Annotated in this window: 17 protein-coding genes; 14 read left to right on the top strand and 3 right to left on the bottom strand. The window is 67.5% G+C overall.

Annotation, left to right across the window (positions count from 1 at the left end):
- Positions 1-188: 188 nt before the first annotated feature.
- The 3 genes from HMPREF2581_RS05290 to HMPREF2581_RS05280 form a co-directional block, all read right to left on the bottom strand.
- The gene (locus HMPREF2581_RS05290) at positions 189-560 is read right to left on the bottom strand and encodes a translation initiation factor Sui1 (protein WP_003095367.1); all 372 of its coding nucleotides are present in this window, start codon (positions 558-560) and stop codon (positions 189-191) included.
- Between the two features lie 203 nt (positions 561-763).
- On the bottom strand, positions 764-1,300 hold the full coding sequence (locus HMPREF2581_RS05285) for an NUDIX hydrolase (protein ID WP_004365420.1): 537 nt from the start codon (positions 1,298-1,300) through the stop codon (positions 764-766).
- 3 nt (positions 1,301-1,303) lie between these two features.
- Entirely contained in the window at positions 1,304-2,374 is a 1,071-nt protein-coding gene (locus tag HMPREF2581_RS05280) for a DUF2333 family protein (RefSeq protein ID WP_003095371.1), read from the bottom strand.
- A gap of 352 nt (positions 2,375-2,726) precedes the next feature.
- Here HMPREF2581_RS05280 and gcbA point away from each other — a divergent pair, with 352 nt between their 5' ends.
- The 14 genes from gcbA (at position 2,727) to retS (ending at position 21,639) form a co-directional block, all read left to right on the top strand.
- Positions 2,727-4,355, top strand: a complete 1,629-nt coding sequence (gene gcbA, locus HMPREF2581_RS05275; RefSeq protein WP_003106227.1) for a diguanylate cyclase GcbA — start codon at positions 2,727-2,729, stop codon at positions 4,353-4,355.
- Between the two features lie 77 nt (positions 4,356-4,432).
- Complete coding sequence (gene ctpL, locus HMPREF2581_RS05270) at positions 4,433-6,406, top strand: methyl-accepting chemotaxis protein CtpL (protein ID WP_004365421.1); 1,974 nt, start codon at positions 4,433-4,435, stop codon at positions 6,404-6,406.
- A gap of 159 nt (positions 6,407-6,565) precedes the next feature.
- On the top strand, positions 6,566-8,341 hold the full coding sequence (locus HMPREF2581_RS05265; protein ID WP_004365422.1) for a protein-disulfide reductase DsbD: 1,776 nt from the start codon (positions 6,566-6,568) through the stop codon (positions 8,339-8,341).
- Between the two features lie 143 nt (positions 8,342-8,484).
- On the top strand, positions 8,485-8,928 hold the full coding sequence (gene aroQ / locus HMPREF2581_RS05260; protein WP_003095385.1) for a type II 3-dehydroquinate dehydratase: 444 nt from the start codon (positions 8,485-8,487) through the stop codon (positions 8,926-8,928).
- 23 nt (positions 8,929-8,951) lie between these two features.
- A complete protein-coding gene (accB, locus tag HMPREF2581_RS05255) occupies positions 8,952-9,422 on the top strand; it encodes an acetyl-CoA carboxylase biotin carboxyl carrier protein (protein ID WP_003110495.1) in 471 nt (156 codons plus the stop codon).
- Between the two features lie 17 nt (positions 9,423-9,439).
- Positions 9,440-10,789 (top strand): acetyl-CoA carboxylase biotin carboxylase subunit, encoded by a 1,350-nt coding sequence (gene accC / locus HMPREF2581_RS05250; RefSeq protein WP_003095391.1) that lies wholly within the window; start codon positions 9,440-9,442, stop codon positions 10,787-10,789.
- 110 nt (positions 10,790-10,899) lie between these two features.
- Entirely contained in the window at positions 10,900-11,766 is an 867-nt protein-coding gene (locus HMPREF2581_RS05245; protein WP_004365423.1) for an EI24 domain-containing protein, read from the top strand.
- Positions 11,767-11,847: 81 nt separating this feature from the next.
- The gene (prmA, locus tag HMPREF2581_RS05240) at positions 11,848-12,732 is read left to right on the top strand and encodes a 50S ribosomal protein L11 methyltransferase (RefSeq protein ID WP_003112237.1); all 885 of its coding nucleotides are present in this window, start codon (positions 11,848-11,850) and stop codon (positions 12,730-12,732) included.
- A 95-nt stretch (positions 12,733-12,827) separates the two neighbouring features.
- Positions 12,828-14,105: a DUF3426 domain-containing protein gene (locus HMPREF2581_RS05235; RefSeq protein WP_003135342.1), complete on the top strand. Its 1,278-nt coding sequence runs from the start codon at positions 12,828-12,830 to the stop codon at positions 14,103-14,105.
- Positions 14,106-14,308: 203 nt separating this feature from the next.
- Positions 14,309-15,307: a tRNA dihydrouridine synthase DusB gene (gene dusB, locus HMPREF2581_RS05230; protein ID WP_003111229.1), complete on the top strand. Its 999-nt coding sequence runs from the start codon at positions 14,309-14,311 to the stop codon at positions 15,305-15,307.
- Positions 15,304-15,627, top strand: a complete 324-nt coding sequence (gene fis / locus HMPREF2581_RS05225; protein ID WP_003121116.1) for a DNA-binding transcriptional regulator Fis — start codon at positions 15,304-15,306, stop codon at positions 15,625-15,627. The genes dusB and fis overlap by 4 nt, the downstream gene beginning before the upstream one ends.
- A gap of 79 nt (positions 15,628-15,706) precedes the next feature.
- On the top strand, positions 15,707-17,314 hold the full coding sequence (gene purH, locus HMPREF2581_RS05220; protein WP_004365428.1) for a bifunctional phosphoribosylaminoimidazolecarboxamide formyltransferase/IMP cyclohydrolase: 1,608 nt from the start codon (positions 15,707-15,709) through the stop codon (positions 17,312-17,314).
- 103 nt (positions 17,315-17,417) lie between these two features.
- Positions 17,418-18,707: a phosphoribosylamine--glycine ligase gene (gene purD / locus HMPREF2581_RS05215; RefSeq protein ID WP_004365431.1), complete on the top strand. Its 1,290-nt coding sequence runs from the start codon at positions 17,418-17,420 to the stop codon at positions 18,705-18,707.
- 103 nt (positions 18,708-18,810) lie between these two features.
- On the top strand, positions 18,811-21,639 hold the full coding sequence (gene retS / locus HMPREF2581_RS05210) for a hybrid sensor histidine kinase/response regulator RetS (RefSeq protein ID WP_003111227.1): 2,829 nt from the start codon (positions 18,811-18,813) through the stop codon (positions 21,637-21,639).
- Positions 21,640-21,706: the final 67 nt, after the last annotated feature.

The following is a 21,706-nucleotide window of genomic DNA, read 5'->3' as shown; positions in this document are numbered from 1 at the left end:
CCGGCACGCCTGTGGTGGAGGCTAGCCGGAGGATGTGACGTTGCCGTGTTGACCGCCACACTGGGCGGTAGTTTAGGAAAGCCGAGGAAATCCGCTCATGCGGGTATCCGCAGTCTCCCATCTAGGGAAAGGGCTGGCGCGGCCTTCGCGGTGCCGGACCTGCCCGCTCTCTGCAGGGGAGAATGCGGTCAGCCGCCGGACTTCTTCGCCTTGAAACCGCGCTTGAGGAGTTCGTCGATCAGCAGTTCGACATGCTCGCCCTGGATCTCCACCACGCCGTCCTTGAGACTGCCGCCAGTGCCGCAGCGCCGCTTCAGCGCGCTGGCCAGCTCCTTGAGCGCATCGCCGGCGAGCGGCAGGCCACTGATGGTGGTCACCGTCTTGCCGCCGCGGCCCTTGGTCTCGCGGCGCACGCGCGCGATCCCGTCGCCGGCAGGCGCTACGGCCTGCCCGCAGATGCAGGCGTCTTTGGGTTGCTGGCAGTCCGGGCAATGCCGGCCGCCATCCGTGGAATACACCAGCCCGCCGAGGGCGGACAGGGACGAAGCTTTTTTGACCACCGGGCGTTTCCCCCAGAATGGCCTCGACGGGCCAGGTCAACAACGATGGCCGGCGGGAGCCGACCGCGACGCCCCACTCAGGCAGGGGCTGCGCAGGGGCGGCATGGGGACCGCCCGAAAAGGTCGCGCAATTTAGCAGCATTGCGAGCAAATGCTAAGAGCGAAAATGCGCCATTGATCGGTGAAATGGCGACATCCGCGGCTCAGGCATCCAGGTACAGGCGCAACGCCTGCAGGGAATCGGGGCAGTACGGCAGGCTGCGAGCCTCTTCCAGCGCCAGTTCGGGACGGATGAAGCGGGCTTCGGAGATTTCCTCCGCCTGCAGACGCAAGGGCGCATCGGAGACGGCGGAAAACACCGCGCACCAGAGCCGGTTGCCCGGTTCGTCGAAGAAGAAGCGGCCATGTTCGCGCAGGACCGCGTCGCGGATTCCCAGCTCTTCCTCCAGTTCGCGGGCGGCGGAGTCGGCGTAGGGCTCGCCGGCCTGGACCATGCCGCCGGCGGCGAGGTCCCAGTACCCCGGATAGACCGCCTTGCTCAGGGTCCGGCGCTGCACGCACAGCTCGCCGGCGGAGTTGAACAGCAGGATGAAGGTGCCGCGACCGATCAGCCCGCGCTCGCGCAGATCCGCGCGCGGCAGGCTACCGAGCGGGCGGTCCTGCTCGTCGACCCAGGCGATGAGTTCGGCGTCGGAGGCGGCCCGGTGGGCCACCTCTTCGGCGCTGATCGGCGCGGCCATGGGTCAGCCCTGGGAAAGCAGCTGGCGCAGGTCGATCACCGCGGCGTTGGCGCGGGAAATGTAGTTGGCCATCACCAGCGAGTGGTTGGCCAGGATGCCGTAGCCGCTGCCGTTCAGCACCATCGGGCTCCACAGCGGCTCCTGCGCGGCCTCCAGCTCGCGGATGATCTGCCGCACGCTGACCGTGGCGTTCTTCTTCGCCAGCACGTCGGCGAAGTCGACCTCGATGGCGCGCAGCAGGTGCGACAGCGCCCAGGCCTGGCCACGGGCCTCGTAGAAGACGTTGTCGATCTGCAGCCAGGGGGTTTCCTGGACCACTTCCTCGACCTTGGGCGCCTCGCCCGGCTGTACTTCTTCGGGGTTCTTGATGTTGGTGTTCAGCTTGACCCGGCCGACACTCGCCGACAGGCGCTGGGACAGCGAGCCCAGGCGGGTGGCGACGTCGCCCAGCCAGTTGTTCAGGTTGTCGGCGCGGGCATAGAACTGCGCGTTGGGCTGGTTCGGGTCGGACAGGCGGGCCAGGTAGCGGTCCAGCGACTTGATGCCTTCCTGGTACTCCGACTCGGACGCCGGCAGCGCCCAGCTCTTGTTGTCGAAGTTGAAGCGCGGCTCGGCGCGAGCCAGGTCGGCGTCCTCGGTGGACTGCGACTGCGAACGGGCGAAATCCTTGCGCAGCGCCCGGCTGATGTCACGCACCTGGACCAGCACGCCATACTCCCAGCTGGGCATGTTGTCCATCCAGATGCCCGGCGGGAAGATGTCGTTGGAGATGTAGCCGCCCGGCTTGGTCAGCAGGGTGTCGACCACTTCCTTGAGGGTCTCCACCGTGGTGTAGCCGGTGACCATCTGCCGCCCGGCGCGCTCGGCGGCGGCCTGGGCGTCCTGCTGCACGGGGAACAGGTCGGGTTCCTGGCTCCAGTACCAGCCGACCAGCATCGCCACCAGCAGGTAGACGCCCAGCAGGCCTCCCACCACGCGCACCAGCCAGGGGCCGCCGAAGTAGGTACGCACATCATCCACGGAATTGTCCACGCGATCGCGCATGGTCCCACGACGCTTCTTCCAGTCCAGCATGGCAAGGGTCCTTAAAACAGCTCGATAGATGGGGGATTGGACCATGGCGAACGCGTTCCGTGCCAAGCGCCAACCCTTCCAGGACGCCGAAAACCTCGGCATCGTCGGCTTTCAGCGTAGTGGAAGCCGGTTTTGTGCCGGAATGCTCAGTGAGAATTTTCCGAAACAGGCATAAGCATGCCGTAGTCCGTCGCACAAAGGCACCCACCAACAGGTGGGGATGACATTTGGAAAAGAAAAGGCTCCTCTCGTCAGCCGCCCAACGGCCGCTGGCTTTCATGGCGATAGGTGATAGCATAGAGCCATCATTCGCAGCGACGCTCTGCCGCGAAGACCACGAAAGAAGCGCGTCATGATGACCGAGCACGATGACCCGACCCTGGACCGCCTGAAGCACCACTTCGCCCAGCGAGTGATCAACCAGGCGCGCCAGGTTCTGGAGGTCTGGCAACGCCTGACCCGCGCGGAGTGGAACAGCGACGGCATGGAAGAACTGGCCGACGCCACCCTGCGCCTGCAGCGCTACGCCGAACGCTTCGAGCAAGCCGAGCATGCCCAGCTGGCCGGTGCCATCGACCGTACCCTGGACGTCGTCGAGGCCAACCGCGGCCGGCTTTCCAGCGAGTCGATCAGCGAACTCAACCAGTTGATGCAGCGCCTGTCGCGCACCGGCCTGCGGCATGGCGACCAGCTCGAGCACACCGTCCTGCCGCCATTGCGCAAACCGGTCTACCTGGCACTGAAGGACCGCGAACGCGCCGAGCGCCTGGCCCAGCAACTGGAGTTCTTCGGTCTGCAGGCGCTGAGCTGCGAGACCGCCGACGCCTTCCGCGCCAGCATGCGCGAACGCTACCCGGCGGCGATCGTCATGGAAGTCGACTTCGCCGGCCCCGACATGGGCCTGCGACTGGCCAGCGAGGCCCAGGCCGGCCTCGAACACAAGCTGCCGGTGCTGTTCTTCAGCGACAGCGAGACCGACACCCCGACCCGCCTGGCCGCAGCCCGCGCCGGCGGCCAGGAATTCTTCACCGGCACCCTGGACGCCTCCAGCGTGCTGGAAAAGATCGAGACCCTCAGCCGCCTGAGCTTCTACGAACCCTACCGGGTACTGATCGTCGACGACTCCCGGGCCCAGGCGCTGCACACCGAGATGGTCCTCAACAGCGCCGGGATCATCACCCGCGCGCTCACCGAGCCGCTGTCGGTGATGGCCGAGCTGAGCGACTTCCAGCCCGACCTGATCATCCTCGACATGTACATGCCCGAGTGCCTGGGCACCGAGTTGGCCAAGGTGATCCGCCAGCACGAACGCCACGTCAGCGTGCCGATCATCTACCTGTCCGCCGAGGACGACCTGGACAAGCAGCTGGACGCCATGAGCGAAGGCGGCGACGACTTCCTCACCAAGCCGATCCGCCCGCGCCACCTGATCGCCACCGTGCGCACCCGCGCCAGCCGCGCGCGCAGCCTGAAGGCGCGGATGGTGCGCGACAGCCTGACCGGCCTGTACAACCACACCCATACCCTGCAACTGCTCGAGGACGCCCGCCTGCGCGCGCGTCGCGATGGCCGTCCGCTGAGCTTCGCGATGCTCGACATCGACCACTTCAAGCAGGTCAACGACCGTTTCGGCCACCCCATGGGCGACCGGGTGATCAAGGGCCTGGCGCTGTTTCTCAAGCAGCGCCTGCGCAAGACCGACCACATCGGCCGCTATGGCGGCGAGGAGTTCGCCGTGGTCCTTCCGGACACCGATCTGGACGCCGCGCGCCTGGTGCTCGACGAGATTCGCCAGCGCTTCGCCGAGATCCACTACCCGGCGCAACCGACCGACCTGCGCTGCACCTTCAGTTGCGGCATCGCCGAGCTGACCCCGGACCTCGATATCAAGAGCATGGCCAAGCAGGCCGACGAAGCGCTGTACCGGGCCAAGCACGGCGGACGCAACCGGATCGAGGTATATCGTCCCGACGCCCGGTAATGGCTCTTTGTCATCACCCGGTAACCAAACGGAAATAACCTGCGGTCTCGCCGCTCCGTAGTCGGACGAGACCCGCCATGCGCCTCAAGCAACTCACCAATCTCAACACCCTGCTCCTGCTCACCGTCTGCCTCGCCCTGGGAATCACCCTGTGGTGGTCGCAACGCGCCATGGAGCGCCCGTTCCAGTTGCTCGACCAGTACCTGGAGCTGTCGCAGCGCTTCGACGAACAGGTCGCGCGCAACGTCCGCCAGTACCTCGGCAGCGGCGACGCCGTACGCCAGCAGGCCGCGCTGCAGGCCCTGGAAAGCCTCGCCGAGGCCTTGCCGGAGCTACCGCCGGACCTCGCCCGGACCCTCGCGCCAAGCCTCGCGGAGTTGCGCGAATTCAGCGCCGGCGACCTGCTCGCCGCCGGCAAGCTCGCCGGCGACCCGCAGGGCCTGCTGCTACAGGCCGAGCGCGACCTCGCCGGCAACCTGGAACAATGGTCCGCCTACCTGGACGCCGCGACGGAGCAGCCCCAGGCCGGCGCCTACCGCACCCCGCTGCTGCTCGCCAGCCTGCACCTGACCCGCCTCAGCCTGGCCCGCGCCAAGCTGGTGGAAAGCGCCAACCCGGCCCTGGCCGGCGACGTCGAGCGCGAACTGGCCAACCTGCGCGAGCAGGCCGGGCGGATCGAGGCCTTGCCGTTGCTCGGCGTGCTCGAGGAGCAACGCTCGGCCAGCGACGACTTCGCCGCCATGATGGGGCTGGCCGGCGACGCCGAGGCTGGCGCCGGCAATGCCGAAGACCGCGGCGTGGCGCTGCGGCGCGAACTCGCCAGCCTGCTGCAACGCTATCCGGACGAGTTGCGCCGCACCCGCGACCTGATCGAGCGTCGCCAGCAACTGTCCGCCGACACCGGCGCCAGACTGGACGCGGTGCGCCAGGCCCTGGCCACCCTGGAGCCGCAGGTGCGCGGCGAGCGCCAGCGCCTGCAAAGCCAGGTACGCCTGATCCAGGGTGGGATGATCGCCCTGATCCTGCTCATCGCCCTCGCCATCGACAGCCTGCAAAGGCGCCTGGCACGGGTCCTCGGGCAACTGGTGCCGGCGCTCTCGGCCTGGGCCGACGGCGACTTCTCACGCCCCATATCCCTGCGTACCCGCACCGAGGACCTGCGCAACCTGGAAGATTCGCTGAACCGCCTGCGCAGCTTCCTCGCCGAGCTGGTCGGCGCGATCCACCGCCGCGCCGAACAGGTCGCCGGCAGCAGCCAGACCCTGGCCGAGGTCAGCAGCGGCCTGCATGCCGGGGTCGAGCGCCAGGCCGGCGATACCGGGCAGATCCGCGACGCCCTCGGCGACATGGAAGCGGCGATCCAGCAGGTCGCCGGAGACGCCAGCCAGACCGCCGACGCCAGTCGCAGCGCAGGCCAGGCAGTGGAGCACGGCCAGCGGGTGATCGGCGAGAGCCTGGGCGGCCTGCGCGAGCTGGTCGACGAGGTGCAGGGCAACGCCCAGTCGATCGAGCGCCTGGCCGAGGAGTCGGCGACCATCGGCAGCGTGCTGACGGTGATCCGCTCGATCGCCGAACAGACCAACCTGCTCGCCCTCAATGCCGCCATCGAGGCCGCCCGCGCCGGCGACCAGGGCCGCGGCTTCGCCGTGGTCGCCGAGGAAGTCCGCTCGCTGGCCCAGCGCACCGCCGGCGCCACCGAGGAGATCCAGCAGCTCATCGGCCGCCTGCAACAGGCCGCGCGGCAATCGGTGGAGGCCATGCGCAGCCAGGTCGAGCATGCCGAACGCACCGCCGAACAGGCCGGCGCGGCGGAGGGCGCGCTGGACGAAGTGGTCGCCGCGATCCATACCATCGGCGTGATGGCCGAACGCATCGCCGAAGGCTCGACCCAGCAGAGCCAGGCGGTCGGCGAGATTCGCTCGCACAGCGAACGCATCCACGCCCTGGGCGGGGAAAACCTGCGGCTGATCGGCCATAGCCGCGAACAGGGCGAGCAACTGCGGCAACTGGGCGGCGACCTGCGCACCACGGTGCAGGCCTTCCGCCTGTGACCCTGCGGCGACGTGCCGCAAGGCGCCAGAGGAACCGTCTGGCTTCGGACCGGTCGGATACCGCTCAGCGGAACCGGGGCAGGACCTGATCAGCCGCACGGGGCTCGATCGGGCCCGGCTTTCCGCTATCATTCCGGCTTTTGATCCGACGAGATATCCATGCGCCGCCTGCTGACCCTGATCCTCCTGCTGGTCGCCCTGCCCGCCGGCGCGGGCCTGTTCGACAGCCGTCCCGGCGCCTCCCTCGGCGGCGGCCTCGATGGCGGCGACTTCCTCAAGGTCGACCAGGCGTTCAAGCCCAGCGTCGAGCGCAGCGACGCGCAGCACGTGCTGCTGCGCTTCGTCAACGCCGAGGGCTACTACCTTTACCGCCACCGCTTCCAGTTCAAGGTCGAGCCAGCCCAGGTCAGCCTCGGCCAGGTGCAGCTGCCGGCGGGCAAGCAGCACCACGACGAGTACTTCGGCGATACCGAGGTCTACTACAACATCGTCGACCTGGAGATTCCCCTGAACAACCCGGCCCGGCAGCCCTATACCCTGGTGGTGACCTACCAGGGCTGCGCCGACAAGGGCCTCTGCTACCCCCCGGAAACCAGGCGCTTCGACATCGACGGCGGTGCCGCGACGCCAGCCACGAACGACGCGGCCAGCAAGGACCCGCTCGAACACAAGGGCAAGCGCAGCCTGCTGTTCTTCTTCCTCGCCGGCCTGACCCTGACCTTCACCCCCTGCGTGCTGCCGATGCTGCCGATCCTCTCCGGAGTGGTCCTGCGCGGCCGGCCGGGCGGTGGTCGCGGCTTCGTCCTGTCGCTCGCCTACGTGCTGCCGATGGCGCTCTGCTTCGCCCTGCTCGGCGCGCTGATGGGCATGTTCGGCGCCAGCCTCAATCTCCAGGCGCAATTGCAGTCGCCCTGGGTACTGGTGCCATTCGCGGCGTTCTTCGCGCTGTTCGCCGTGGCCATGTTCGGCTTCTTCGAGCTACGCCTGCCCGGCTTCATCCGCGAACCGCTCGACCGCCTGGCCGGCGATGCGCGCGGCGGCTCGATCCTCGGCGCGGCCACCCTCGGCGTGCTTTCCAGCCTGCTGGTCTCGCCCTGCGTCTCCGCCCCGCTGGCCGCCTCGCTGCTCTATATCAGCGCCAGCGGCGATGCCTGGGGGGGCGGCCTGCAACTGTTCGCCCTCGGCCTGGGCATGGGTACGCCGCTGGTGGTCTTCGGCGCCGGCGGCGGCGCCCTGCTGCCCAAGAGCGGAGCCTGGATGAACGGCGTGCGCAACGCCTTCGGCGTGCTGTTGCTGGCGGTCGCCGTGTGGCTGCTGGAGCGGGTGGTGTCCGGCCCGGTGGCGCTGATGCTCTGGGGCATGCTCGCCGGCGGCGCCGGCCTGGCCCTGGGCGCCCTCGAATTCACCCCGAAGAGCGCCGCACGCCGCCTGCTGCAACTGCTTGGCCTGATGTTCCTGACCTACGCGGTGGCCGCCTGGATCGGCGCCCTGCAGGGCGAGTCGGACCCGATCCATCCGCTGGGCCGCTCGGTGCCGTCGATCCACGCCGGGCCACCGAGCACGCCCGGCGAATGGCAGAACCTGACCACCCCGGCGCAGCTGGACGCCGCCCTGGCCGAGGCACGCCAGGCCGGCAAGCCGGTGCTGCTGGACTGGTATGCGGACTGGTGCATCAGTTGCAAGGTCATCGAGCGCCAGGTCCTCACCGATCCCACGGTGCAGGCACGACTGCCGGCCTACCGCCTGCTGCGCTTCGACATCACCGAAAGCAACCCGGCCCAGCGCGGCCTGCTGGACCGCTACAACCTGTTCGGTCCGCCGGCGATCCTGTTCTTCGCCCCGGGCGGTGACGAATGGAGCGACTTGCGCGTCATCGGAGAGATCGACGCCGCCGGGCTCGCCGAACGACTGCGCCGGGCCGCTACCCGGCAGTGACATGCGCTGACATACTTCTGCCGCAATTGCCGGCCAACATGCGGCGATCTACTGCAATCTAACAGTGACTGGACAGTCATACGGAAATTCCGGCATAGTGCCCGCTTGCCGTTTGCAGCCTGTACAGGACAATCAACAAGACAATGGCGACCCTCCTCGTATTGCACGGGCCGAATCTGAACCTGCTGGGCACCCGCGAGCCCGGCACCTACGGTTCGACCACCCTCGGGCAGATCAACCAGGACCTCGAGCGCCGCGCCCGCGAAGCCGGCCACCACCTGCTGCATCTGCAAAGCAACGCCGAATACGAACTGATCGACCGGATCCATGCCGCGCGCGACGAAGGCGTGGACTTCATCATCATCAATCCGGCGGCATTCACCCATACCAGCGTCGCGTTACGTGACGCGCTGCTTGCGGTGAGCATCCCATTCATCGAAGTGCACCTGTCGAACGTGCACAAACGTGAACCTTTCCGGCATCACTCCTACTTCTCCGACGTGGCGGTAGGGGTGATCTGCGGTCTCGGCGCCACAGGCTACCGCCTGGCCCTGGAATCCGCCCTTGAACAACTTCAACGCCCCTGACCTCACTGGGAGTGCTAGCGCTAATGGACATTCGTAAAGTCAAGAAACTGATCGAGCTGCTGGAAGAGTCCGGTATCGACGAGCTGGAAATCCGCGAAGGCGAAGAGTCGGTACGCATCAGCCGCCACAGCAAGACCGCCGCCCAGCCGGTGTACGCACAGGCTCCGGCCTTCGCCGCTCCGGTCGCCGCGCCGGCGCCGGCAGCCGCCGCTCCGGCCGCCGCTGCCGCGGAAAGCGCCCCGGCCGCTCCGAAGCTGAACGGCAACGTGGTTCGCTCGCCGATGGTCGGCACCTTCTACCGCGCCGCCTCGCCGACCTCGGCCAACTTCGTCGAAGTCGGCCAGAGCGTGAAGAAAGGCGACATCCTGTGCATCGTCGAAGCCATGAAGATGATGAACCACATCGAAGCCGAAGTTAGCGGCACCATCGAGTCGATCCTGGTGGAGAACGGCCAGCCGGTTGAGTTCGACCAGCCGCTGTTCACCATCGTCTAAGCCGCGGGGAACCTGCGATGTTGGAAAAAGTGCTGATCGCCAACCGCGGCGAAATCGCCTTGCGCATCCTTCGCGCATGCAAGGAGCTGGGGATCAAGACGGTGGCGGTACACTCCACCGCCGACCGCGAGTTGATGCACCTGTCGCTCGCCGACGAATCGGTGTGCATCGGTCCGGCCCCGGCCACCCAGTCGTACCTGCAGATCCCGGCGATCATCGCCGCGGCCGAGGTCACCGGCGCCACCGCGATCCACCCCGGCTACGGCTTCCTCGCCGAGAACGCCGACTTCGCCGAGCAGATCGAACGCTCCGGCTTCACCTTCGTCGGCCCGACCGCCGAGGTGATCCGCCTGATGGGCGACAAGGTCTCGGCCAAGGACGCCATGAAGCGCGCCGGCGTCCCCACCGTGCCGGGCTCCGACGGCCCGCTGCCGGAAGATGAAGAGACCGCCCTGGCGATCGCCCGCGAGGTCGGCTACCCGGTGATCATCAAGGCCGCCGGCGGCGGCGGTGGGCGCGGCATGCGCGTGGTCTACGACGAGTCCGAGCTGATCAAGTCGGCCAAGCTGACCCGCACCGAGGCCGGCGCGGCGTTCGGCAACCCGATGGTCTACCTGGAGAAGTTCCTGACCAACCCGCGCCACGTGGAAGTCCAGGTGCTTTCCGACGGCCAGGGCAACGCCATCCACCTCGGCGACCGCGACTGCTCCCTGCAGCGCCGCCACCAGAAGGTGATCGAAGAGGCGCCGGCCCCCGGCATCGACGAGAAGGCCCGCCAGGAAGTCTTCGCCCGCTGCGTCCAGGCCTGCATCGAGATCGGCTACCGCGGCGCCGGCACCTTCGAGTTCCTCTACGAGAACGGCCGCTTCTACTTCATCGAGATGAACACTCGCGTGCAGGTGGAGCACCCGGTATCGGAGATGGTCACCGGTGTCGACATCGTCAAGGAGATGCTGCGCATCGCCTCCGGCGAGAAGCTCTCGATCCGCCAGGAGGACGTGGTCATCCGCGGCCATGCGCTGGAATGCCGGATCAACGCCGAAGACCCGAAGACCTTCATGCCCAGCCCGGGCAAGGTCAAGCACTTCCACGCCCCCGGCGGCAACGGCGTGCGCGTCGACTCGCACCTCTACAGCGGCTACAGCGTACCGCCGAACTACGACTCGCTGGTCGGCAAGGTCATCACCTACGGTGCCGACCGCGACGAGGCGCTGGCGCGGATGCGCAATGCCCTAGACGAGTTGATCGTCGACGGTATCAAGACCAATACCGAACTGCACAAGGACCTGGTGCGCGACGCCGCCTTCTGCAAGGGCGGGGTGAACATCCACTACCTGGAGAAGAAACTGGGTATGGACAAGCACTGATCCGTCAGTCGCTGCGCACAAGGGCTGCCTCCGGGCGGCCCTTGTCGTTTCCGCCTGCCGGCCGCCCCAACGGTGCTATCCTCGTCGCCCCTCCACCACCGGACTCCTGCATGGAACGCATCCGCCGCTGGTACCGCCAATCGCTGGCCGCCGCGACCGAGGCCGCGACCTGCTTCGCCCTGGGCTTCAGGGAAAGCCTGCAACCCGCCGCACTCTTCCGCTCCGCGAGCCTGTGCATTCTCGTCAGCGTGCTGTGCACCTGGCTGTTCGTGCATTTCTTCGAACCGATCATCCGCCTCTGCGGCTGGGCCGCGCTGTACACGGCATTCAGCGTGGCCAACTTCGCCCTGATCCCCAGCGGCTCGCTGATCGAGGCCGGCAGCGGTGGCCCGTACTTCGATCCGCTGGCGGCCTTCAACGGCCTGGCAGGACTGGCGCAACTGGCGTTCTATTTCGTCGGCTATGCCGCGCTGTTCTTCGTCGCCCTGTACGCCGCCAGCATCGTCTTCGGCATCCGCCTGTGCCTGCGCATCGGCCTGCTCGGACAACTGAAGGAACAGGTCCGCCAACGCTACCCGCGACTGGCACCTGCCTCCGGCGAAAGGATCTCGCTGTGGCGTGCCGCCGGCTTCCGCCTGGCACCCTGGCTGGGCGTTTCCGGATCGATCCTGGTCGGCCTGCTGGTTCCGCTCTACAACGGTGTACTCCTGCTGCTGGCGCTGGCCTACCTGAACATCCGCTTCCTGCTGCCCGCCACGCTGGCCGGGCTGGCCGATGCCGGCGAGCAGCTCGCCGTACTTCGTGCTCGCCGCGGCAGCCTGTTGCTGTTCGGCCTGCTGATACTGCTCCTGGCGCTGGTGCCGCTGCTCAACCTGCTGCTGCCGGCGGTGCTCGGCGGCGGTACCTGCCACCTGGCCAATCGCGGCCTGGCGCAACTGCGCGGCGAGGCCACGACAGAGAGTGGCAGCGCCGGCTAGCCTCAAGTAAGCTTGCGCGGTGGAAAACGGGCCGCCCCCTGGGCGGCCCGTTTCGTTTACAGCCGCAACAGAGGTCGCCCCATGCCCTGGTTACAAGTTCGCCTGGCCATCACCCCGGAACAGGCCGAAACCTACGAAGACGCCCTGCTCGAAGTCGGCGCCGTCTCCGTGACCTTCATGGACGCCGAAGACCAGCCGATCTTCGAGCCGGACCTCGGCACCACCCCGCTGTGGTCGCGCACCCACCTGCTGGCGCTGTTCGAAGCGGACACCGACGAGACCGCCCTGCTCGCCCACCTCGCCTTGCTTACCGGCGGCGACCTGCCCGAGCACCATGTCGAGGAAATCGCCGACCAGGATTGGGAACGCAGCTGGATGGACAACTTCCAGCCGATGCGTTTCGGCCGCCGCCTGTGGATCGTGCCGAGCTGGCACGCCGCCCCCGAGCCGGACGCGGTCAACCTGCTGCTCGATCCGGGCCTGGCCTTCGGCACCGGCACCCACCCGACCACCGCGCTGTGCCTGGAATGGCTCGACGGCCAGGAACTGGCCGGCCGGCAGGTGCTCGACTTCGGTTGCGGCTCGGGAATCCTCGCCATCGCCGCGCTGCTGCTCGGCGCCGAACGGGCGGTCGGCACCGACATCGATCCACAGGCCCTGGAAGCCTCGCGCGACAATGCCTCGCGCAACGGTATCGAGCCCGCGCGGTTCCCGGTCTACCTGCCGGCGGACCTGCCGCAGCGACAGGCCGACGTGCTGGTCGCCAATATCCTCGCCGGCCCGCTGGTTTCCCTCGCCCCGCAACTGACCGGCCTGGTACGTCCCGGCGGCCTGCTGGCGCTGTCCGGCATCCTCGCCGAGCAGGCCGAGGAGGTCCGCGCGGCCTACTCCGCACACTTCGATCTCGACCCGACCGCCGAGCGCGAAGGCTGGATCCGCATCAGCGGCCGCCGCCGCGCCGATTGATGGCGCACCGCCAGCCACCACTGATCCCGCCCCACTGCCTTCGTGCAAGAAGCTTGGGGTAGACTAGCCGCCGGATTTTTCCTACGGATCGCCGCATGAGCGAAAGCGTCATCACCCAATGTCCCCATTGCAGCACCAGTTTCCGCGTCAACGACGCGCAACTGGGCGCCGCCAATGGCGCGGTCCGCTGCGGCACCTGCCTGAAAGTCTTCAACGCCCTGCAACACCAGGTCGGTGGCGCGCCGCGCGCGAACGCTCCTTCGGCAGCCGAAGCGAAGCCGGCCGCCGCTCCGCCACCCGCGCCCAGCGTCGCGGCCGCCACCTCGGCCGCGCCCCCGGCAGCGCGCCCGCGCGACGAAACCCTGTGGATCCATGACGACCTCGACCTGGACAGCCTCAACCTCGACGAGGAACTGGCCAAGCTCGACGAATTCGAGCTGAACCAGGAGTTCTCCAGCATCGAGAAGGCCCCGCGACCGGCGGAAAGCCTGCTGGCGCGCCGCGACGACGAACGCGATCCACATGACGAACGCTGGGCCGAGGCGCTGATCGCCGATGCCGAACCGGCCCAGCCGGCGCGCGGCAACCCGCGCCAGGAACCGAGCCTCGGCGAACCGCTGGCGGAAGAGCGGGTATCCTTCGTGCCGCTGCGCCGCGCCGAGGATCCGCCGGAACTTCGCCTCAGCCTCGATGACGACGATGACGACGAGCCCAGCCTCGGCAAGCGCCGCCACGGACTGAGCGCCCTGGATGAAGACGACGAGGAAAGCGCCGAGGAACAGTCCGTCGCGCCCCTGGGCAGCGCCCGCAAGCCGGACGAGGCGCCGGTCGAGAGTCTCGACCAGTTGCGCGACGAGCCGCTGCAACTGGCCTGGGAGAAGCCCCGGCGCCAATGGCCGCGGCGTCTCGGTTGGCTGCTGCTGATCCTGCTGGCGCTGGGTGGTCTCGCCGCTCAGTACGTCGCCTACCATTTCGACGAGCTGGCGCGCCAGGACGCCTATCGCCCCTGGTTCGCCCAGCTCTGCCCGGAAATCGGCTGCACCCTTCCCTCCAAGGTCGACGTGGAGCAGATCAGGAGCAGCAACCTGGTGGTCCGCAGCCATCCCGAATTCAGCGGCGCGCTGGTGGTCGACGCGATCATCTACAACCGCGCCAGCTTCTCGCAGCCGTTCCCGCTGCTGGAACTGCGCTTCGCCGACCTCAACGGCCACCTCATCGCCAATCGCCGCTTCAAGCCCGGCGAGTACCTCGGCGGCGAGCTGGCCGGACGAACGGAAATGCCACCGCAGGTACCGATCCACGTGTCGCTGGACATCCTCGACCCGGGTCCGAAGGCGGTGAACTACAGCCTGAGCTTCCATTCCCCGGAGTGACCGGAAAGACCTCGCCGGTCGCCGCCGGGCCGCTACGCCCACCCGCTCGCGCGGAGCGCCAGGCGCAAGTGCCGCTCGTCTTCCAACTGTAAGAACTAAGGAATCGGCTGTTCAGAATTTATCCAAAACAGCCTTTATCCGGTCATCCAGAGCGGGTATCATGCCCTCCCTTTTTTCGCAGCACCGCAAGACAGGGAAGCCCCATGTCGGTGGTACGCATCGGCCCATATACACTGCCCAACAGACTGATCCTCGCGCCGATGGCCGGGGTGACCGATCGTCCGTTCCGTCAGCTTTGCCGTCGCCTTGGCGCCGGGATGGTGGTATCGGAGATGGTGACCAGCGACGTCCGCCTGTGGAACAGCCGCAAGTCGCGCCTGCGCCTGATCCACGATGGCGAGGACGAGCCGCGCTCGGTGCAGATCGCCGGCGGCGATCCGGCCATGCTGGCCGAGGCCGCTCAGCGCAATGTGGAACTCGGTGCGCAGATCATCGACATCAACATGGGCTGCCCGGCGAAGAAGGTATGCAACAAGGCAGCGGGGTCCGCCCTGCTGCGGGACGAGGCGCTGGTCGCCGAGATCCTCGATGCCGTGGTCAGGGCGGTCGACGTACCGGTCACCCTGAAGATCCGGACCGGCTGGGACCGGGACAACCGTAACGGCGTCAGCGTCGCGAGGCTCGCCGAACAGGCGGGGATCCAGGCTCTTGCGGTACATGGCCGGACCCGCGCCGACCTGTACACCGGGGAGGCGGAGTACGAGACCATCGCGGCGATCAAGCAGGCCGTGTCGATACCGGTGTTCGCCAATGGCGACATCGATTCGCCGGAGAAGGCCAGGAAAGTCATCGAGCAGACCGGGGTGGATGCCCTGCTGATCGGTCGGGCCGCCCAGGGAAGACCGTGGATTTTCCGCGAGATCGACCATTACCTGCGGACCGGCGAGCACCTGCCGGCGGCGCCGCTTCCCGAAGTGCAGAGCATCCTGCTCGAACACCTCGCGGAGCTGCACCTTTTTTATGGGGAAGAAATGGGTGTGCGGATCGCCCGCAAGCATGTGGGGTGGTATCTCGCGACTCTGCCGGGCGCAAGGGAATTCCGCGCCCAGTTCAATCGTTTGCAGGACACGGATGCGCAGTGCGCCAGCGTCAGGCAGTTCTTCGCCGAGCGCCAGAACAACGGAACAGGGGTGGCCGCATGACAACGATGACGACCGAGACTTTAGTGAGTGGAACAACGCCCGTGAGCGACAACGCCAACCTGAAACAGCACCTCACCACGCCGACGCAAGAAGGGCAGACCCTGCGCGACAGCGTGGAGAAGGCATTGCACAACTACTTCGCCCACCTCGAAGGGCAGCCGGTCACGGACGTTTACAACATGGTGCTCTGCGAAGTCGAAGCGCCGCTGCTGGAAACCGTCATGAACCACGTCAAGGGGAACCAGACCAAGGCCTCCGAGCTGCTCGGCCTGAACCGCGGGACCCTGCGCAAGAAACTCAAGCAATACGACCTTCTTTAAGAGCGGCGGCGGGCTCCGGCCAAGGGCGCGCGTCCCGGCCGGCACCCGCGGCCGGAAGCCAGCCCTCAGGACCCTTGCAATGACCGACCAAACCACCCGCCTGCCCATCCGCCGCGCGCTGATCAGCGTTTCCGACAAGACCGGCGTCGTCGACTTCGCCCGTGAGCTGGTCGCCCTCGGCGTGGAAATCCTTTCCACCGGCGGCACCTACAAGCTGCTCCGGGACAACGGCATCTCTGCCGTGGAAGTGGCCGACTACACCGGCTTCCCGGAAATGATGGACGGTCGGGTGAAGACCCTGCACCCGAAGGTGCATGGCGGTATCCTCGGTCGCCGCGACCTCGACGGCGCGGTCATGGAGCAGCACGGCATCAAGCCGATCGACCTGGTGGCGGTCAACCTGTATCCCTTCGAGGCCACGGTGGTCAGGCCCGACTGCGACCTGCCTACCGCCATCGAGAACATCGATATCGGCGGGCCGACCATGGTCCGTTCGGCGGCGAAGAACCACAAGGATGTCGCCATCGTGGTCAATGCCGGCGACTACGCCGCCGTGATCGAATCCCTCAAGGCCGGCGGCCTGACCTACGCCCAGCGTTTCGACCTGGCCCTCAAGGCGTTCGAGCACACCTCCGCCTACGACGGCATGATCGCCAACTACCTGGGTACCATCGACCAGACCCGCGACACCCTCGGCACCGCCGACCGCGGCGCCTTCCCGCGCACCTTCAACAGCCAGTTCGTCAAGGCCCAGGAAATGCGCTACGGCGAGAACCCGCACCAGAGCGCGGCGTTCTACGTCGAGGCGAAGAAGGGCGAGGCCAGCGTCTCCACCGCCATCCAGTTGCAAGGCAAGGAGTTGTCGTTCAACAACGTCGCCGACACCGACGCCGCCCTGGAATGCGTGAAGAGCTTCCTCAAGCCGGCCTGCGTGATCGTCAAGCATGCCAACCCCTGCGGCGTCGCCGTGGTGCCGGAAGACGAAGGCGGCATCCGCAAGGCCTACGACCTGGCCTACGCCACCGATAGCGAATCGGCGTTCGGCGGCATCATCGCCTTCAACCGCGAGCTGGACGGCGAAACCGCCAAGGCCATCGTCGAGCGCCAGTTCGTCGAGGTGATCATCGCGCCGAAGATTTCCGCCGCCGCCCGCGAGGTGGTCGCCGCCAAGGCCAACGTACGCCTGCTCGAATGCGGCGAATGGCCAGCCGAGCGCGCCCCGGGCTGGGACTTCAAGCGGGTCAACGGCGGCCTGCTGGTACAGAGCCGCGACATCGGCATGATCAAGGCCGAGGACCTGAAGATCGTCACTCGCCGCGCACCCACCGAGCAGGAGATCCACGACCTGATCTTCGCCTGGAAGGTGGCCAAGTTCGTCAAGTCCAACGCCATCGTCTACGCCAGGAACCGCCAGACCGTCGGCGTCGGCGCCGGCCAGATGAGCCGGGTCAACTCCGCACGGATCGCCGCGATCAAGGCCGAGCACGCCGGCCTGGAAGTGAAAGGCGCGGTGATGGCCTCGGACGCCTTCTTCCCGTTCCGCGACGGCATCGACAACGCGGCCAAGGCCGGCATCACCGCGGTGATCCAGCCGGGCGGCTCGATGCGCGACAGCGAAGTGATCGCGGCGGCCGACGAGGCGGATATCGCGATGGTGTTCACTGGCATGCGCCATTTCCGCCATTGAGTATCACGGCGGCTGAGCGCGATGCGGTCAGCCGCCCTACCCACGAATTTCACGCAGGGCGGATAACGCGGCGCGTTACCCGCCGTTGCGCCAGGAGAACCCCATGAACGTACTCATCATCGGCAGCGGCGGTCGTGAACATGCCCTGGCCTGGAAAGTCGCCCAGGACCCGCGCGTGGCGAAGGTCTTCGTCGCCCCGGGCAACGCCGGCACCGCCACCGAAGCCAAGTGCGAGAACGTCGCCATCGACGTGCTGGCCCTGGAGCAACTGGCCGACTTCGCCGCGAAGAACGTCCAGTTGACCATCGTCGGTCCCGAGGCGCCGCTGGTGGCAGGCGTGGTCGACCTGTTCCGTGAGCGCGGCCTGGATATCTTCGGCCCGACCGCCGGCGCCGCCCAGCTGGAAGGCTCGAAGGCCTTCACCAAGGACTTCCTCGCCCGCCACCGGATCCCCACCGCCGCCTATCGCAACTTCACCGAGGTCGAGCCGGCCCTGGCCTACCTGCGCGAGCAGGGCGCACCCATCGTCATCAAGGCCGATGGCCTGGCCGCGGGCAAGGGCGTGATCGTCGCCATGAACCTGGACGAAGCCGAAGCCGCCGTGCGCGACATGCTCGCCGGCAATGCCTTCGGCGACGCCGGCTCGCGCGTGGTGATCGAGGAGTTCCTCGATGGCGAGGAGGCCAGCTTCATCGTCATGGTCGACGGCCAGAACGTGCTGCCGATGGCCTCCAGCCAGGACCACAAGCGCGTCGGCGATGGCGACAGCGGGCCGAACACCGGCGGCATGGGCGCCTACTCGCCGGCCCCGGTGGTCACCGCCGAGGTCCACCAGCGGGTGCTGGACGAAGTGATCTACCCGACGGTGCGCGGCATGGCCGAGGAAGGCAACGTCTATACCGGCTTCCTCTATGCCGGCCTGATGATCGACAAGAGCGGCGCGCCCAAGGTCATCGAATTCAACTGCCGCTTCGGCGACCCGGAAACCCAGCCGATCATGGTCCGCCTGGAGTCCTCCCTGGTCCTGCTGGTCGAGGCCGCCCTGGCCAAGGCGCTGGACAAGGTCGAGGCGACCTGGGACCCGCGTCCGACCGTAGGCGTGGTGCTGGCCGCCGGCGGCTATCCGGGCGACTACGCCAAGGGCGAGGTCATCGAAGGCCTGGCCGAGGCCGCCGCTCTGGACGGCAAGGTGTTCCACGCCGGCACCGCGCTGAAGGATGGCCAGGTGGTCACCTCCGGCGGCCGCGTGCTCTGCGCCACCGCCATCGGCGAGAGCGTATCCGCCGCCCAGCAACAGGCCTATCGCCTGGCCGAGAAGATCCGCTGGAACGGCTGCTTCTACCGCAAGGACATCGGCTACCGTGCCATCGCCCGCGAGCGCGGCGAGTCCTGACCGGGCCCGCGGCCGCGGGCGCCGCACGGCGCTTCCGCGGCCTATGCCGTTGCCACGGCCACTTGGCTATAATCCGGCCATTCACCTTCGAAGGGACTTCGCCGTGGTACGGCTTCGGATCGCCATAGGACTACTCGTCAGCTTCCTGCTGCTTCTGCTCGGTCCGATGTCGCCGGCGGTCGCGGACGACGCCGGCGTTTCCAGCGTTCCCCTGCAAACCACCGCCACTACTCCCAGCGCCAACCAGAACTGGCGCCTGCTGCGCGACGAGAGCGCGCAACTGCGGATCGCCGACGTCCTCCAGCGCAAGGAGCAGTTCCGCCCGCTGGCCAAGCGCTCCTTCATCTTCCCCGCCAGCCCCCAGGCGGTCTGGCTGCAGGTCCAGCTTCCCGCGCAGAAGGTGCCGAGCTGGCTGTGGATCTTCGCCCCGCGGGTGCAGTATCTGGACTACTACCTGGTGCAGGACGGCCAACTGGTGCGGGACCAGCACACCGGCGAGTCGCGACCGTTCCAGGAGCGCCCGCTGCCCTCGCGCTCCTACCTGTTCTCGCTGCCGGTCGACGGCAAGCCGATGACCCTGTACGTGCGGATGACCTCCAACCATCCACTGATGGCCTGGTTCGACCAGATCGACGAAGCCGGCCTGGTCGGCCTGGAGAAGCCCGCCTACGCCTTCGGCATGCTGCTCGGCGGCATGCTCCTGCTGCTGATGTACAACCTGATCCGCTTCGCCTACTCGCGCAGCGCCAGCAGCCTGTGGCTGGCGGCGGTGCACGCGGCGCTGGCGGTCTGCGCCGCGGCGAACCTGGGGCTGGTGGCGTTCTGGCTGCCGGGACTCAAGTTCAACCAGTCGCTGACCGCCGACCTCGGCGCCCTCGGCGCCGCGGTGAGCCTGCTGTGGTTCGCCTGCAGCTTCTTCCGCGGCACTGCGGAAAGCCGCCTGAACCGCCTCCTGCAAGGCGAGGCGCTGTTGATCCTGGCGGTCGGCGCGATCATCGCCTTCACCCAGCAACTCTGGTTCAGCTGGCTGATCTACCTGCTGGTGATCCTCAGTTCGCTCAGCGTCCCGCTGGTCGCGGCCTGGCACTGGTATCGCGGCTACCAGCCGGCGCGCCTGATCGTTGCCGGGATGATCGTGTTCAACGCCGGCTTCATGGTGTTCCTGCCGGTACTGTTCGGCACCAAGCAACTCGATCCGGGCTGGCTGGTGCTCGGCGTGTTCAGCTTCGCCACCCTCGCCGGGCTGGTCCTGAGCGTCTCGCTCACCGAACGCCAGCGGCTGATCCAGCAGCTCAACCTGCAACAGCGCACCAGCGAGGCGGCGCACACCGCGGAATTGCAGACCAAGGCCGAGTTCCTGGCCAAGATCAGCCACGAGATCCGCACGCCCATGAACGGCGTGCTGGGGATGACCGAACTGCTCCTCGGCACCCCGTTGTCGGCGAAGCAGCGCGACTACGTGCAGACCATCCACAGCGCCGGCAACGAGCTGCTCACGCTGATCAACGAGATCCTCGACATCTCCAAGCTGGAGTCCGGGCAGATCGAGCTGGACGAAGTGCAGTTCGACCTCAACGCGCTGATCGAGGACTGCCTGGATATCTTCCGGGTCAAGGCCGAGCAGCAGCGCATCGAGCTGATCAGCTTCACCCAGCCGCAGGTGCCGCGGGTCATCGGCGGCGATCCGACGCGCCTGCGCCAGGTGGTCCTGAGCCTGCTGGACAACGCGTTCAAGCAGACCGAGGAAGGCGAGATCCTGCTGGTGGTGGCCCTCGACGACCAGGGCGAGACGCCACGCCTGCGCATCGCCGTGCAGGACAGCGGCCACCCGTTCGACGCCAAGGAGCGCGAGGCGCTGCTCACCGCCGAGCTGCACAGCGGCGACTTCCTTTCCGCCAGCAAGCTCGGCAGCCACCTCGGCCTGATCATCGCCCGCCAACTGGTGCGGCTGATGGGCGGGGAGTTCGGCATCCAGTCCGGCAGCAGCCAGGGCACCACCCTGTCGCTGACCCTGCCGCTCGACCCGCAGCAACTGGAGAACCCCACCGCCGACCTCGACGGCCCGCTGCAGGGCGCCCGGCTGCTGGTGGTGGACGACAACGAAACCTGCCGCAAGGTGCTAGTGCAGCAGTGCAGCGGCTGGGGCCTGAACGTCAGCGCGGTGTCGTCCGGCAAGGAGGCGCTGGCCCAGTTGCGCACCAAGGCGCACCTGCGCGAGTACTTCGACGTGGTCCTGCTCGACCAGGACATGCCCGGCATGACCGGCATGCAACTGGCGGCGAAGATCAAGGAAGACCCCAACCTCAACCACGACATCCTGCTGATCATGCTCACCGGGATCAGCAACGCGCCGAGCAAGATCATCGCCCGCAACGCCGGGATCAAGCGCATCCTGGCCAAGCCGGTGGCCGGCTACACGCTGAAGGCGACCCTCGCCGACGAACTCGCCCAGCGCGGCGTCAGCGGCGTCACCAACTACCTGCAACCGGCCAAGGAAGCGCAGGCGCCGAGCCTGCCGAGCGATTTCCGGATCCTCGTCGCCGAGGACAACAGCATCTCCACCAAGGTCATCCGCGGCATGTTGAACAAGCTCAACCTGCAGCCGGACACCGCCAGCAACGGCCAGGAGGCGCTCAGCGCGATGAAGGCGACCCAGTACGACCTGGTGCTGATGGACTGCGAGATGCCGGTGCTCGACGGCTTCTCCGCCACCGAACAGCTACGCGCCTGGGAAGCCCACGAACAGCGCCCGCATACCCCGGTGGTGGCGCTCACCGCGCACATCCTCAGCGAACACAAGGAACGCGCGCGGCTGGTCGGCATGGACGGGCACATGGCCAAGCCGGTGGAGCTGTCGCAATTGCGTGAGCTGATCGCCTACTGGGTCGGCGAACGCGATCGCCGCCGCCAGGGCGACGCCCTGCCCTCCTGAGGGCAGCGACGTGCTCCGGCGCTGCACCCGGCCTCCGCCACGGCGGATAACCGCACGCGGTTATTCG

The sequence above is a fragment of the Pseudomonas sp. HMSC057H01 genome, from assembly GCF_001836405.1.
GTDB classification, from domain to species: domain Bacteria; phylum Pseudomonadota; class Gammaproteobacteria; order Pseudomonadales; family Pseudomonadaceae; genus Pseudomonas; species Pseudomonas aeruginosa.
The sequence above is the reverse complement of the archived record's forward strand: the minus strand, read 5'-3'. Positions and strand labels throughout refer to the sequence as shown.